The sequence below is a fragment of the Sphingobacterium ginsenosidimutans genome, assembly GCF_039536865.1.
Classification (GTDB): Bacteria; Bacteroidota; Bacteroidia; order Sphingobacteriales; family Sphingobacteriaceae; genus Sphingobacterium; species Sphingobacterium detergens.
In genome coordinates, this window is record NZ_BAAAZK010000002.1 from 833,141 (window position 1) to 849,309 (window position 16,169).

Consider the following 16,169-nt stretch of genomic DNA (forward strand, 5'->3'; position numbering starts at 1 on the left):
CATTTTAAAAACATCATATCAATTCAGTCAATTTTTAAATACGCAATAAATAACATCTTATGTATTCCAATACTCAAACGACATCTTTTCAATACAACATCTTACCTACATTTCCAGTTCAGGGCAAATTGTCAAACTCATATCATGAGTTGGTCGATCACCTGATCGAACATGATATACACTGCATAGATGGATTTGTCGGCATAAATTGGGAAATACCAGTGGCACAGATTCAGCAGGAATTTGTTAAACGGGGATTAACAGTACGGTTTGTTTCTATGGAAACGGCATTCTTACCTGAGTCAAGCATTCAGGAGAAGGTTGCCCCCTATCTGGGTGGCAATGATCCATTATTCGGAAAAAAAGCGCCCCTCCAACTGGCAGCATACTTTGATACTGTAAAGTTGGCCGCTTTTGAGGAAATCCTAAATAATACAGCTGCAGATGAATATATCATTTTTTACGGTCCGGGAGCAGCACTTCTGGATAACTCCAGTAAAGTGATGTACATCGATCTGCCCAAAAATGTGCTTATCCAACGGATGCGTGCCGGGCAGGCCTGGAATTTGGCTTGTGCTAAGCAAACGAGTCAAAAAGAACTTTACAAACGCTACTATTTTGTCGACTGGGAGCTCCTCAACCGACACAAGCGGACAATCTTACCCCGGGTGGAGATCCTGGCCGATCAACTGTCCCTGGAAAATCTACCCTGGATTTCAGGAAACGATTTAAAAGAAACCTTACATGCCATGTCCGAAAATTATTTTCGGGTAAGACCGACATTTGAACCTGGAGTCTGGGGCGGACAATGGATGAAGGAACATTTAACGGGCATCGATCAGCAGGCAAAAAACTATGCTTGGTCTTTTGAGATGATCGTCCCCGAAAATGGTATATTACTTGAAAGCAATGGACAGGTGCTCGAAATTTCATTTGACCAACTAATGTTTCAGGAGAGTTCAAATATATTGGGCACTGCACAGCCACGTTTTGATGTTGAGTTCCCAATCCGGTTCAACTTTCTTGACACTTTTGATGGCGGCAATCTTTCGATTCAGTGCCACCCTAGTCCAAGTTATGCCAAAACGGAGTTTGGGGAAAATTTCACACAGGACGAATCCTATTACATCGTTGACAGAAAAGGAGATGCTCAGGTTTATCTGGGATTCCAGGAGGATATTGATGCCGACCAATTCCGTACTGTGCTTGAGCAGAGCTTCCATACAGGTGAGCCCATTGCGATTGACAAGTACGTCCAAAAATTTGACTCACAAAAGCATCAGTTGTATCTGATTCCACATGGTACTGTACACTCTTCAGGTACAAATAACCTTGTGCTGGAAATCAGTGCTACCCCGTATAACTATACCTTTAAGATGTACGACTGGGTACGTCCAGATTTAGATGGTAAACCACGTCCATTGAATATTGACAGAGCTTTCTCCAACCTCAACTTTAACCGGAAAGGTGAAGTTGTAAAAAACACGCTCCTGTCACAACCTCAAATTGATGTACTCGATACACAGTCGATAAAAGTACATTTACCGACGCATGAAGATCATTTCTATGATGTTTTCAGGTACGAATTTGAAGATGAAGTGCGCATTGAAACAAAGGGGCAATGCCATATTATGATGCTCGTTGAGGGGGAAGCCGTAGAACTGACGACTGCCAATGGAATGAAAAGAATCTTCCATTATGCAGAGACATTTGCTGTTCCCGCGGCTGCGAAATCTTATTCACTCCGTAATCTGGGAGCTAGCCAAGCGAAGGTCATACAGTCTTTTGTCAAAGACTCTAAATGTTAATTTAAGTATACTAACGATAAAAAACAGCATCATGAGAAATTTATATTTCGCGCTATCTACTTCATTGTTAATCTTATCCTGCAATGGCGGGGGAAATAAATCTACAGGCAGCAACACAGCGCAGCATGCTCCCCAAGATAGTAGCTTCCAGCTCGTTAAAGATATGGCGACCAATGTTATCAAAGCTGGGTTCAACGCCGGGGACGGCTATAGTGAGGTGTGGATCAGGGATTACAATACCTTTATTACCTTGGCGACCAAAGTACACCCCCATGATCAGATCAAAGATCAGTTGGGCATATTTTTTAAATTGCAGGGTGCCGATGGCAATATCGCTGATGGCTTTGTCAAAAAATCCAGCCTAAAGAATGGTGTTTCCGACTATTATACAATCACGAATCCCCTGGCAGCGGAATATGCAGGACATAAAAACACGGTGGAAACCGATCAGGAAACATCCCTGATCCAGGCGGTACACAAATATATCATCGCAACCAAAGACAGTTCCTTTCTGGCACAGAAAATCGGCGAAACGAGTGTAAAAGATCGCATGGAACAGGCTTTGCAATTCCTAATGGATAAACGCTACAATAGCACATACGGATTATTATGGGGGGCCACAACGGTTGATTGGGGTGATGTACAACCCGAACATGATTGGGGCGTACATTTAGATGAAAGCTCACATATTGCACTGGACATTTACGATAATGCGATGTTTTTAATTGCACTGGACAATTACATTGACCTTTTCCCTGAGAAAAAGGAGAAATGGGGCAAGGTTCGAGAGATGATCGCAAGCAATACGATGAAACATCTTTGGGATGATAAAAATCAAAAATTCATTCCACATATTTATATTAAAGGTTCGCCATTTCCGAAAGATTTTGATGAAAACCAGATTTACTACCACGGTGGAACTGCGATTGCCATTGAAGCGAACCTGCTCAGCAAAGAGCAGATCAAAACATCTCTGGACAAGATGATCAAAAATGTAAAGGATGCAGGTGCTGCTACCATTGGTCTAACGGTATATCCGACCTACCCAGCGGGTTTCTTCAAAAACAAAGGCATGTATCCTTATGGTTACCAAAATGGTGGAGACTGGACCTGGTTTGGGGGAAGAATGATCCAACAATTGGTTAAGAATGGTTTCCAACAGGAAGCCTACGAGCAGATCAAGCCCATGTTGGCACGTGTTATTAAAAATAAAGGCTTCTACGAATGGTATACCAAAGACAATAAACCTGAAGGTTCGGGAACTTTCAGAGGCGAGGCTGGTGTACTTTACGATGCGATCAGTCTATTGGAAAATACAGGGAAATAACCCGCAGTATTTATACACGACAAATAAAAATAGGGAGTCCGAAAAGATCGGACTCCCTATTTTTATTCAATTTTGTTCGCATTCCCTACCCCCTCTTTCCAAATATTCTATAAACGCTATCCTCCTCCAATCGCTTCTTTCCAATAACTACAAGTCAGGTCTCCAATACCCTTTACGTATTGACTAAGTATTGCTTCAGTATAGACTAAGTATCTATTCAGTCGTATTATCGTCAATGGATCATACGACTTGGTCTGTACTTTATCATCGCTAGAACCTGACTGTATCTGTAGCGATAAATGGCAATCGGTAATTACCTGTGTCGATGCGAACCTTACCATGTAATGCTTTTAAGGCCGTACTGTCCTGGCTTCCCGTTTGATAGATGTATACATTTTTCAGATTAGGAATATCCTTCAAATTTGACAAACCCTTTGCGGTTACTTTTGTTCCCACTAGATTGAGATAGATCAACTTTTGCAGTCCTTTCAATTGTGACAAACCTTCATCGGACACTTTTGTGTTCTCGAGATGCAAACGCGAGATGACAGGCATGGATTTTATCGTAGAAAATGCCTGATCTGTAATGGCGGTATGTCCAAGTTTCAGCTGAACGATATTCTCTTTAATGGCCAACAGATCTTGCAGATCCTTATCATTAAACTGTGGGTAGTTGATGGCATTGACCAGCACGAGATTGTTTTCTTTAGCCACAGGAATGATTTTAATACCTTTTGCCTGCCAGGCATCGACTTTATCCTTTGGTAAATCGGGTGCTTTGGGAAAATCTGCATACAATACCGGAGACGCTTCCTGCTCCCCTGTTTCTAGCTTTTTCAATATTGCTGCAATTTCTTTTGTCTGTGTAAGTTGATTCACTTTTTTATCGAAGTTCGCTCCTTGGTCAATCCACCAGGCGATCAATTTGATCTGGTCAGGACTGATTGGTGTACGTCCTTTTGGTGGCATTCTTTTTTTGTGCCCTTCCGGTAAGATCAATCGTGCATACAGCTCACTTTCTTTGGACTTGTTATCGACCAGTACTTTACCATTCTCTCCCCCTTTTAGCAGGCTTTCCTTTGTATGTAAGGCCAAACCGCCCTCCTGTTTGCGATCACCATGGCAGCTTTGACAACGCTGCTTGAGTATAGGCTGAATAATACCGTCATATACAGCGGCCTCTTGTACATTCTCAACGATTAATACCTCTTCACTGCTCTCCTTCATGCCAAAAGTCTTTTTCATTGCTTGCGGCATCGCCTCAATAAAGTAACCCTTGCCATGTGTCAAGGTGCCACCGTAGTGTCCTGTGATTCCCAGCAATACGACCAGGATCAAAAATAACCAAAAGCGAAACCTAATGATCTTTTTTGACCATTGCAACGTTTCACTTTTTTCACGATAGAGCATATAGAGCAGTATGCTGCATCCCGCCACCACAATGCCCAACCATTGATGGTAATTGAGCACCTGTATTTCGTAACCACCATTGCGCGAAAGCAGAAATCCTGAGAGCGCCGCAAATACAGCTGCTATACTACCTAATAACAAGGATAACCTAATCGCAGGCCTGTATGGATTTTCCTTCTTGAATAGCTCCAAAAATGCCATCACAAATGCGATCAATAAAATTCCGATGGGTAAATGCACTAAGATGGGATGAAAGCGTCCCAAAAAGGCCATCAATTCTTCAAGGAAAACCATCATTCTTTATACCTGTCTTTGAGTAAGTTCAACATATATACATTTACCGACCATTGGTCAGCTACGGGTTGCTGCGTAAAAGGTAGTGTTGGCAGATAGCCTGCCGGGCCGAACTCTGTCGTGATGGTCAGCACCTTAGCTCCATTTTGTTTATGCTGCTTAACGATCTCATCCCACCAGGCCAAATGTTGATCGACGGTATTTTTCCATTCTGGTGCCGCAGGATCATTGACCTGTGGTCCTTCAGGGTGTCCGATCCGGGCATGGATATGTTCTGTCCGGGCGAGCGCCAAAGCTACCGCTTCTTGCTGGTCACCGAGCAGGGACTCATGTACATTGCACCAATGTGAAATATCCAGAGCAAGCCTTAAAGAAGGAATCTTTACTAAGTAATCTTTGGTCAGGTGCGCTGCAAAGCTAAATCTACCACGATGCGTTTCATGGTATACCGGAACATGCTGTTTTTCCATGACGACCTGCCCAATGTCGATCAATTGTTTATTTTGTTCAAAGGAATAATATTCCTTACCTGTATGGCAGTTGATATAATCAGGTTTCATACCTGCAGCTTCTTCCAGATTACGTTTAAAGCTTTCACGGTACTGTTCGAAGGAAGCTCCAGAACCACCAGAAAGCAAGCCTAAGCTCAGACCGTATTTTTGTAGGGCATCAATCATTTCCTTCCGTTCTTTCAGATCTCCGGGTAGCCAGGCTTCGACACCTTGATAACCTGCTTTCTTAACACGTTCACAAAACCGATCCCAGGAATCGGCATTTCCCCAATTGGTACAATAATATTTGATATGTAGTTTCTCTTGCTTCTGAGCTAAAAGTGTAAAAAAATTGGCCATCAGAAGTATTAGTAATAGGAATCGTTTCATTATTTAAATAATCGCTTGTATAAGTTCACCTTCCACATCCGTCAAACGGAATGGTCGGCCCTGAAATTCATAAGTAAATTTTTCGTGGTCAAAGCCAAGGAGATGGAGCATGGTTGCGTGGACATCGTGTACGGAAGCCCTTCCTTCAACACCCGCAAAACCGATATCGTCCGTTTGTCCATAACTGATACCATTGCGCACCCCGCCCCCCGCCATCCAAATGGTATAGGCATCGGTATGATGGTCTCTACCCAAAAATGGCATATCACTATTATCCCGGTTCTCCTGCATTGGTGTGCGTCCAAACTCGCCGCCCCAGACCACCAATGTATCTTCGAGTAGACCACGTTGTTTCAGATCCAAAATCAGTGCCGTCATCGGACGATCAATCTCCCGACATTTATTTCGAAATCCAAGATCTATGGAGTCCGATGCATTGGTACCATGGCTATCCCAGCCCCAATCAAATAACTGGACAAAACGTACCCCCTGCTCCACGAGCTTGCGGGCCAATAGGCAATTATTGGCAAAAGATTCCTTTCCCGGTTCGGTACCATATAACTCATGGATATAAGCTGGTTCGTTATTGATATTCATCACCTCAGGTACTGCAACCTGCATTTTATAGGCCATTTCATATTGGGCAATCCGGGACAGTGTCTCTGGATCTTTAAATGTGTCATACTCCGTTTTATTCACATTATTGATCGCATCAATAAGATTTCGTTTCATGTCCCGATCCATCCCTTCAGGGTCAGCAATATACAGAACGGGATCTCCCTTCGAACGACATTGAACTCCTTGATAAACCGACGGTAGAAAGCCACTTCCCCAGACGCTCTTTCCCGCATCTGGTGTTTTACCACCAGAAGTCAACACCACAAAACCTGGTAAATTGCTATTTTCAGAGCCTAGACCATAGGTCACCCATGAACCGATACTCGGACGGCCCAGACGGGCACTCCCGGTATGCATAAACAACTGTGCCGGTCCATGATTAAACTGATCGGTATGAACAGCTTTCAAAAAACTAACATCATCAACTACCTTACTGAAATGTGGTAAATGATCGGATACCCAAGCGCCACTTTGACCATATTGCTTGAAGGTAGCCTGTGGTCCCAACATTTTAGGCACCCCTCGAATAAAGGCGAACTTCTTACCTGCCAAAAGTGATTGTGGACAGGGTTGATTATGCAGTTTCTGCAATGCAGGCTTATAGTCAAAGAGTTCAAGCTGTGAAGGGGCTCCCGCCATATGTAGATAGATGACACTTTTGGCCTTGCCCGGGAAATGTGGCGATTTAGGGATCAATGGATTTAGGGCATTGAGATCCAGACTCCCTTTAGATTTAGATGAATCCCATCCGCCGCAACTTGCCAATAGGCCTCCAAGTGCAATACCACCGATACCAGCGACGCAATCTTTCAGAAAATGTCTTCTTGTCACAGCCTTCAATTCAGATTGCTGTGCCTCTTCAATTAGTTTATTCAGATCTTTCATTCAAGTAAATCTTTTGTAACAGCATCATTCTATCAAGAACCTACTATTATCTTAGTTTATCTATTATTTTAAGCTTCCGTCCATCGCACTCACTCACTCACTCACTCACTCACTCACTCACTCACTCACTCACTCACTTCAATTATCTTTGTGTCTATTCCTTATGATTTTGTCAAAAACTCATCTAAATTCAATAAGGCATTTGCTACCAACATGTAAGCGGCTTTGGATGACAGTTTTTTGTTATTGTCCTTTGCCAAATCACCGCCCAGGTATTTCGCTGCCGAAGCTGGTGTTTTGTTAAATTCGGCAAGCGCTTTTTGGTAGAGCAATTCGAGATCAGCAATCTTCTTGGGATCAGCCTCCCGGAGCATCGCTCTTCGATAGCCTGCACCGATACTATTTTTTGTATTTCCTTTGCCTTCCCGCTCCATGATCTCGCCCAAATGTTTTGCAGCTTCGAGATATACCGGATCATTGAGCGTCGCCAAAGCCTGTAGCGGTGTATTTGTCCGTATACGATCAACCAGACAGACCTCCCTACTGGATGCATCAAAGGAAACAAAGGAAGGATAAGGGCTGGTGCGTTTTAGGAAGGTATAAACACCGCGTCTAAACTGATCTTCGCCTTCGCTTTTCACCCAGGACTCACCGCTATACACCGTCATCCACACACCATCCGGTTGATAAGGCATGACACTCGGTCCATACATTTTATTGCTTAATAATCCACTGACGGCCAAAGCCTGATCGCGGATCTGCTCTGCAGAAAGTCGGAATCTTGGTCCCCTTGCCAAATAATAATTTTGTGGATCTTTTTGTACATTGTCACTATTTAACGTTGACGACTGCCTATAGGTACCCGATAGAACGATCTCACGGACCAATTTTTTCATGCTCCATTTTTTCCCGTTCATAAGATCTAGGGCCAGATAATCCAATAATTCACGATGAATCGGAGGTGTACTCTGTGTCCCCATGTCACCTAAAGGTTCAACCAATCCCCGACCGAAGAGCTGTGCCCAGACACGGTTAACCAAAGTTCGGGCAGTCAATGGATTTTCTTTACTAACAATCCATTGTGCGAAGCCCATACGATTTCGAGGAGCTCCCTTTGGAAAATCATTCAGTGATTCCGGAACCATGGGTTGTACTTCCGCGCCCAGAGACAAACGATTTCCACGGATAAATACATTGGTTTTCCGCTGCATATCTTTCGGGTTTTCGATCATAACAGGCACACCTTCGGGCTGTAGATTGACGAGCTGCAAAAAGGTATGTTGCAGATGCTGATTTTCCATCGGTTTCCCGAGAGGAAAATCTTCGCGAAAAGCAAACCATTCAATCATACATATTGGCTGACCAGTTGCAACTGCTGCATTTTTAAAGACCAGGTAGAGATCATGTACACCTGTAGTCGGTACGATTGCTGCCTGAATAACCTGTCTTCCTGAAGTTTTCGGTAAATCTACATTGGTTAACAGGGGGCCGTTGGGGCTATTGAGATGCACCTCCATTTTCCCTCCGACCGCATCGGTCCAGAAGTTCATGAAGAGCTGCTTTTTGCCATCCAATGTAATTGCTTTCAGACGAGCCGATCCACGGTTGCGTACACCAAGCCATTTTGTATCATACAATGCACCATCCACAATCTGATCGCTATAATGCGCATGAATCTTGGGTTCTAGCGTATGCAGAAACAGGTCTGCTGATTTCACCACGTTTACATTTCCGTTTGCTGCCAGCCAATGCTTAATGCTATCGATACGTTTTTCGTCCTGTGCAGCGTAAAAACGTAACTTCGGATGATCTCCCTGTGTATCTTCATCTCTTGTATTATTGAAAAATGCCAGCGATTTATAGTATTCTTCAAATTTAAACGGGTCGTAGGTGTGGCTATGGCATTGTACGCACTCAAATGTTGTACTCAACCATACTTGATAACTGGTATTTAAACGGTCCAAGACGGCTGCCATCCGAAACTCTTCACTATCGGTTCCCCCCTCATCGTTATTCATCGTGTTGCGGTGAAAAGCAGTTGCGATGAGCTGATCTTTGGTCGGTTGTGGCAGCAGATCTCCTGCCAGCTGCTCGACTGTAAATTCATCGTAAGGCATATCGCTATTTAAAGCTTTGATCACCCAGTCCCGATAAGGCCAAATGCTACGGGATCCATCTTTTTCATAACCTTTGGTATCTGCATACCGCGCCATATCCAACCACCAACTGGCCCATTTTTCGCCATATTTGGCGGAGGCTAATAAGCTATCCACTCGACGGGAATATGCGTCGTCGCTCTCATCTTCGATAAAAGCACGTGTTTCGGCCAAGGTGGGCGGTATACCGATGAGATCCAGATAAAGTCTTCTTAATAAGGTGGCCCGGTCGGCTTCATCCGCAAAAGTCAGATCTTTGGACTTTAATTTATCCTGAACAAAATAATCAATGTCATTATTCACCCCTTTGGGTTTTATTCCAAATAGTCCCGCAAACGAAAAGGTTTTGGGTACTTCAACGTCTTTGGGTAAAGTGTAGGCCCAATGTTCACCCCACTTCGCGCCTTGATCAATCCATTTTTTTAGAATATCAATCTCATCATCATTCAGTTTGGGTGCATTGTAAGGCATACGTAATTCGGGATCATCTGACAGCAATCTTTTCATAAACTCGCTATGTTCCGCGTCTCCCGGAATAATCGCCGATTTGCCAGACTCAGCTTTGGCAAAAGCTTCATTTTCGAAAAGAAAACTAAGCCCTCCATTTTTCTTCACGCCACCATGACAGGTAATACAATGTTTATTTAATATCGGTTTGACATCTGCACTAAAATCTATTGTTTCTTCTTTGCGAAATGTAAATATTGCAATGCAGGCGACAACTAAGGCCAATGATGCTAACACCATTAATTTTCTATTCATAGCAATAAGGTCTATTCTATATTAATCAGTTATTAGGTTTATTTATAATTCTTATGTCGCTATGCCAGTATCAGTTAATGGAATAGTTACAAGTAAATCAACATCAGATTGGATATTTATTTATGGTTATAAAAATAGAGAAGAACAATGGGATATACTAGAACTAGATTAACAGAAATATAATCTATATTACCCTCACAGGGGCCAATCTTCGTTTTTACCCCCATTCGTGCGATACGGTTCCCATCAGCACCCTATAACAATTTGGTTACGATATCGTAGTCAGCATTGCTTTTTATACTTTTAATCTGGTGCTAAACTGATACTCTTTCTATCTTACGATCTATTTATCCTGTCTTTCTAAGCGATAGTAGATAAGGCTGGTTGCTGTTAACGGGGCACGGCTTGGAAGCATACAATTTGCTGTTGGATATAACAAGTGAAAAGTAAGATACAAAAGACGGAAAATGAAAAGCAACAAGGGTAAAATAAGCTATAAAAATGCCCAAATAGTGTCAGCCTTTGATGGTGGTGACTACTAAATTTGTAAAACCATATCCACATAAATTATGAAATACAGCTTTCTTATCGTACTATTTTTCGCAGCGCGTCTGGTTATCGCGCAGCCATCTCCTGCTTATAATCTTAACTTTACGGATCTTGCAACACGATGGGATGAGGCTATCCCTTTAGGTAATGGTCAGTTGGGTGCATTGATCTGGAAAAAGGAAAATACCATCCGGCTATCCCTGGACCGCGCTGATCTTTGGGATGAACGCAAGGCATTTGAGATAGAAAAACATGATTTTAAATGGGTACAGCAGCAATTGAAAAACAACAGCTACCAAACGGCCCAACAATGGGGCGATTCGCCTTATGACCGTTCTCCCTATCCCACCAAGCTTCCTGCGGCGGCAATGACCTTTGACTTAGCTAAATTTGGAAAGGTCGTATCCAATGTACTGGATATACAAACTGCTGTACATACACTGAAATTTGACGACGGAAAAATACTGACCTCTTTTGTCCATGCGACCAGTCCAATGGGTTATTTTGAAATCACAGCGAAGAACATTGGCGACCTTAGCCCAGAGCTTATTCCACACCAATATGAAAATAATATAAATGCAGACGAGCAAAAAAGTGTTGTCGATGGTCAAAGTTTAGCCCGGTTGGGCTACAAACAAGGGACTATTGTTAAAACGGGGAATGCGCAGGTATTACATCAGGAAACATATGATCATCACTTTTTTGAGGTCATGTTATGCTGGGAAAAAGTCTCATCGACCAAATTGATCGGCTATTGGACAATCAGTAATGATCAAAAGGTCAAGAAACAACCGCTATCACTCCAACAATTTGAAAAAGCAAAGCTAAGCCATCTCACATGGTGGACAAGCTATTGGTCTAAATCTAACATTTCCATTCCTGAAAAAGATCTCGAAAAACAATACTATCTGGAGCTTTATAAATTGGGGGCCACAGCACGCCAAGGAGCTCCGGCAATAACCTTGCAGGCTGTTTGGACAGCAGATAATGGTGGGCTACCACCCTGGAAAGGCGATTTCCACAATGATCTCAATACCCAACTGAGTTATTGGCCGGCTTATACCGCCAACCGAATGAATGAAGCACAAAGTTATACGGATTGGTTATGGAAAATCAGACCGAAAAACCTTGCCTACACCCAGCAATATTTTGGTGTTGACGGATTGAATATCCCGGGTGTGCTGACCTTGAACGGCTACCCTATGGGCGGTTGGATTCAATACTCCCTTTCCCCTACCGTCAGTGCCTGGACAGCCCAACATTTTTATTGGCAATGGAAATACAGTATGGATCCCACTTTCTTAAAAGAACAGGCCTATCCTTATATTATAGAAGCAGCGACCTATCTAAAAAATATTACCTATTTCAAAGATGGGAAACGCTATCTCCCCCTGAGCAGCAGTCCAGAATATAATGATAACAGCACTGCCGCCTGGTTTACTAGTTGGACCAATTTTGATCTCAGCCTAGCGCATTACTTATTCGCTATAGCGGCCGAAGTCAGTACGGCTAACGGCAAAGCCGAGGCAGCAAAAGAATGGACACGATATGGCGCCGAATTGCCCAATTTTGCTATAGATGAAACTGGCCTCCGCGTTGCAGAGGGTCTGAGCATGAAACATTCACATCGACATATGTCACCCTATATGGCTATTTATCCCTTAGGAATACTTGATATCAATAACACTCAAGACAAATCGTTGATTGAAAAATCGCTTTCACATTTAGAGCAATTGGGTACACGGGCCTGGGTAGGATATTCATTCTCCTGGATGGCCTGTCTCCATGCGCGGGCGAAACAAAGCAAACAGGCTGTTAGCAACCTACAGAAGTTTGCGCATAACTTTTGTTCCATCAATTCATTTCACCTCAACGGTGATCAAAACGGTGGTCAGTATTCTGATTTTACCTATCGTCCATTTACATTGGAGGGAAATTTTGCCTTTGCACAAGGGGTTCATGAATTGTTAATTCAGAGCAAAAATGATTACATCGAAGTTTTTCCGGCCACTCCTGAGGAATGGAAAGATGTATCCTTTAAAAACCTGAGAACAGCGGGCGGCTTTATTGTCAGCGCTGAAAAGAACAACAACAAGATCACGCTGTTGAAAGTAACCACTAGCCAAGATGCTATCTTTCGTATTTTTGAAAATACAGATCTTCAGGATATTTCAACTAAAAAACGGCTTTCAAAAGATAAGAATTTGCAATATATTAAACTGAAAAAAGGTCAAACAGTTCAACTAAGTAGCATCTAATAAAATACGTATTATCAATTCGTTATGATCAACCGAAAAAAATTCATCCAGCTAGGTGGTTTAGGCATAGGCGGTCTCTTTGTCAATAAGAGCCTCGCCAGTGCACCTATAACCTCGACAAAAAGTACTGTACTCAAAACTGACAAAGTTAAATTTGGCGTTATCGCAGATCTCCATCATGATCTCATGCACGACGGTGCGCGTCGGGCCAAACTCTTTATTGACGCGATGAAGCGTGAAAATCCCGACTTTATAATTTCCTTAGGTGATTTTTGTTTCCCAAAAGCCGAAAATAAAGAATTAATGGATATCTGGAGTGGTTTTACAGGAGAAAGCCACTTTGTCATCGGTAATCATGATACTGATGGCGGATTCACAAAAAAACAGGTAACCGATTTCTGGAATAGCCCTGCTCCATATTATTCCTTTGACAAACAGGGATTTCATTTTGTTATCCTGGATGGTAATGAAAAAAGCCAAACCAGGAAAATTGAAGGTTACCCCCGCAGTATCAGTCAGCAGCAACTGGAATGGTTAAAAAAAGATATCCGCGGCACCAAAGACAAAGTGATCATTTTTTGCCATCAAGGATTGGACAATGACGATGGTGGATTGGAAAATGGTATGGCCGTAAGGTATCTGTTAGAGCAGCTGAATAGCGAAGCCGGGTTCAATAAGATTTTACTTGTCCTGACTGGCCACCATCATCTCAACTATCATAATGAGATCAATGGAATTCACTATGTGCAAATCAATAGCGCCTCCTATTACTGGGCTGGTGATACATTTGAAAGCAAAGCATTTGATGGGGAGTTCTACAAAAAGCACAACATTCTAAGACGGACATTGGTCTATCAAGACCCAATCTGGGCGACTGTTAGCATAGATCACAAAAAAAATATCCATATCCAGGGAGCTGAAACCACAATGGCCGGAATCCCCTTGTCTCAGGTGGGTATAGATATCCATAAAGACGTATATCCCATCAGTTCAAAGATCGATAACAGGCACCTGCGCTACTAATCAAAAGCTATACCTCATTGTAGGACCGATCCATAATAACAATGGCCAAAGTACATCCGAAAAGATCTCTTTGGCCATTATTAATTTTATAATTCTGTAATTTATTGAACAATAGTTGTCATAAAATCAACAATCCTCTTTTTAGGGTAGTTGAATCAAAAACTCGTCTTTCGGCAATCTAAATTTCTTCAATTTCAACAACCAATCCTCCTCACCCAGGCGGTAACCTAGTGGTAGCAAAACAACACTCTTTAATCCTCTTTTATCCAAGCCCAGTAATTTATCCAATTCACCGTTAGAAAATCCCTCCATTGGTGTGGCATCTACTTTCAATTCTGCCGCTTGTGCAATAGCCATTCCAAAAGAAATATAAGCTTGTTTAGCAGCATGTGCTGCCTGCTGTTCTTCAGTAAGTGCAGCAAACATCTCTTTCAACCTGTTTTTGTATTCATCAGTTGTATCCAACGGTAGACCCCTGTGATTGTTCATATGATCAAAAGTTGCATCAATGCGTTCGTCGGTGTATTTATCCCATGCCGCAAAAACCAGAAGATGTGAGCTTTCCGCAATAATTTGCTGCCCCCAAGCAACAGGTACAATCTGCTCTTTCAACTGTTGATCCGTAATCAGCACAACACGAAATGGCTGTAAACCAGAGGAACTCGGTGCCATACGGGCCGCTTCGATAATTTTGTCTACGTCATTTTGATCAACTTTCTTTGTTGAATCGTATTTTTTGGTTGCATAACGCCATTCAAGTGTTTCTAATAATGCCATTTTCTTTTATTTATTTACTGTCTATTTTATTTTTCAACGCCCTAATATTAGGTTGTTATCTCTTATAAATTTGATAAAAAAAATTAAATCTGGAAATAGTGTGCGAACGATTGTCCATATTTTTAATTTTTATATTACATGATAAATATAGCAACTATTTAAATGTTCAAACATAGAAACGAATTTAATGCCAAAATCGTTTTTGGATTCTAATAAAGTTAATCTTTCAGACATTTCTGAGGATTAGTGCTCGTTATACTAACGTCTTTTTTTCGCAAAAGGATTAAAAGAAAGTCCGACGTTCACGTAAAAAAATGGATCTGCAGAAGCTTCCCAAACATAATTATTTTGACGTTCACTTTTTTCAAATATGCGTGACCTAGGAATAGCCTTCATACCCGATTTGACTGTTGCTATAAATGATCTTCCCAAATTATGTTCGTAGGTCAATCCTGAGTTGATCTCTAGCTGACTTAAAGTATACACTTTATCCAATCCCCAAAAATCATAGAGATAGAATGTCGTTGTGTTGAGGTCTGCCCCTAAGGAAAGACGCCCATTCCGCAACATCGTTTTCCGTACAAAAGCGCCTTTTGGCAATAACACATCAACCATCCATCCATCGCGATATTGCTGCTTATAGGTAAACGTGGGGACAAGGGGAATAATTGCTCCTGGATCAACAAATCCAAGCAGGCCAATTGTCATTTGTACATCCCGCGTTGCTTTGAGTACCCACGTACCGGTCAACATCCCACGCAGCCGTTCAATCCCCTTATCGCTTCCATCTGCCATGATGCTGGCTGAGTAAATAACCGTTTTTCCAAATAGTTTTGAGAAGTAAGAGAAATTAAGTGATTCATAGTGGTAATGGAAATCCTGTGTACGCATTTTTAAAGGTTCTGCGCTTAAATTGGATTCTTGGAGATTCAATGCGGTATACTGATATCCAAGGCTAGTACCCAAAGCCCAGTTACGCCGGTTTAAAAAATTGACATTTAAACTCCCACCAGCCTGATGGAATGATTCCACCCTACCTTGGGTACTGGCAGCCCCCTTAGCATTGGATGAATATTTGTAGCCGCCATTGTATTCATAACTTAGATTGAGTACTCTCGCTGCGGGAAATTTGTCAGCAACAATGGCCTGTACTTTTTGGGGAATACTGTCTTTTGTCTGTGCGGAAGCACTGCATATCAGGGCAAAGCTTCCAAACAACACGAAACTCTTTTTCATTTGGATATTTGTTTTTGTCTATCTATTCTTTTTCAATTAAATACTCTGCGAAAACTGCTCTTTTGGAAATCCGAACTGAGCTTTAGCTTGTTACAAGAATAGATCAATTGGCTACGCCCATTTATTTTTTTATACAAAAGGGGCAATATTTTATACAAAAACAAACGCTGTTAAACCGGTTTCTC

The 16,169-nt window shown here is 42.2% G+C and carries 10 protein-coding genes; 4 read left to right on the forward strand and 6 right to left on the reverse strand.

The genetic code is table 11. The annotated features are described in order from the left end of the window. The first annotated feature begins 59 nt into the window (after positions 1 to 59). Both ABFX33_RS03280 and ABFX33_RS03285 read left to right on the forward strand, forming a co-directional pair. Positions 60 to 1,808, forward strand: coding sequence for a class I mannose-6-phosphate isomerase (locus ABFX33_RS03280; RefSeq protein ID WP_346084271.1), 1,749 nt, complete (start codon positions 60 to 62; stop codon positions 1,806 to 1,808). Between the two features lie 31 nt (positions 1,809 to 1,839). After that, on the forward strand, positions 1,840 to 3,135 hold the full coding sequence (locus ABFX33_RS03285; protein ID WP_346084272.1) for an amylo-alpha-1,6-glucosidase: 1,296 nt from the start codon (positions 1,840 to 1,842) through the stop codon (positions 3,133 to 3,135). Positions 3,136 to 3,405: 270 nt separating this feature from the next. On the opposite strand, the gene ABFX33_RS03290 is transcribed toward ABFX33_RS03285, so the two are convergent. From ABFX33_RS03290 to ABFX33_RS03305, 4 genes are all read right to left on the reverse strand, one after another. Beyond that, the gene (locus ABFX33_RS03290; protein ID WP_346084274.1) at positions 3,406 to 4,842 is read right to left on the reverse strand and encodes a c-type cytochrome domain-containing protein; all 1,437 of its coding nucleotides are present in this window, start codon (positions 4,840 to 4,842) and stop codon (positions 3,406 to 3,408) included. Beyond that, on the reverse strand, positions 4,839 to 5,720 hold the full coding sequence (locus ABFX33_RS03295) for a sugar phosphate isomerase/epimerase family protein (RefSeq protein ID WP_346084275.1): 882 nt from the start codon (positions 5,718 to 5,720) through the stop codon (positions 4,839 to 4,841). Before ABFX33_RS03295 ends, ABFX33_RS03290 begins: the two co-directional genes overlap by 4 nt. A gap of 3 nt (positions 5,721 to 5,723) precedes the next feature. Continuing rightward, complete coding sequence (locus ABFX33_RS03300) at positions 5,724 to 7,223, reverse strand: DUF1501 domain-containing protein (RefSeq protein WP_120258159.1); 1,500 nt, start codon at positions 7,221 to 7,223, stop codon at positions 5,724 to 5,726. Positions 7,224 to 7,384: 161 nt separating this feature from the next. Continuing rightward, a complete protein-coding gene (locus ABFX33_RS03305) occupies positions 7,385 to 10,141 on the reverse strand; it encodes a DUF1553 domain-containing protein (RefSeq protein WP_346084276.1) in 2,757 nt (918 codons plus the stop codon). Positions 10,142 to 10,710: 569 nt separating this feature from the next. Here ABFX33_RS03305 and ABFX33_RS03310 point away from each other — a divergent pair. Together ABFX33_RS03310 and ABFX33_RS03315 are read left to right on the forward strand one after the other, a co-directional pair. Beyond that, complete coding sequence (locus tag ABFX33_RS03310; protein ID WP_346084277.1) at positions 10,711 to 12,948, forward strand: glycosyl hydrolase family 95 catalytic domain-containing protein; 2,238 nt, start codon at positions 10,711 to 10,713, stop codon at positions 12,946 to 12,948. Between the two features lie 24 nt (positions 12,949 to 12,972). After that, entirely contained in the window at positions 12,973 to 13,971 is a 999-nt protein-coding gene (locus ABFX33_RS03315) for a metallophosphoesterase family protein (protein ID WP_346084278.1), read from the forward strand. Between the two features lie 141 nt (positions 13,972 to 14,112). Here the strand turns inward: ABFX33_RS03315 and ABFX33_RS03320 are convergent, their stop codons facing one another. Then, positions 14,113 to 14,748 (reverse strand): nitroreductase family protein, encoded by a 636-nt coding sequence (locus tag ABFX33_RS03320; protein ID WP_120258164.1) that lies wholly within the window; start codon positions 14,746 to 14,748, stop codon positions 14,113 to 14,115. A gap of 258 nt (positions 14,749 to 15,006) precedes the next feature. Further along, a complete protein-coding gene (locus ABFX33_RS03325; protein ID WP_346084280.1) occupies positions 15,007 to 15,984 on the reverse strand; it encodes a DUF6268 family outer membrane beta-barrel protein in 978 nt (325 codons plus the stop codon). Positions 15,985 to 16,169: the final 185 nt, after the last annotated feature.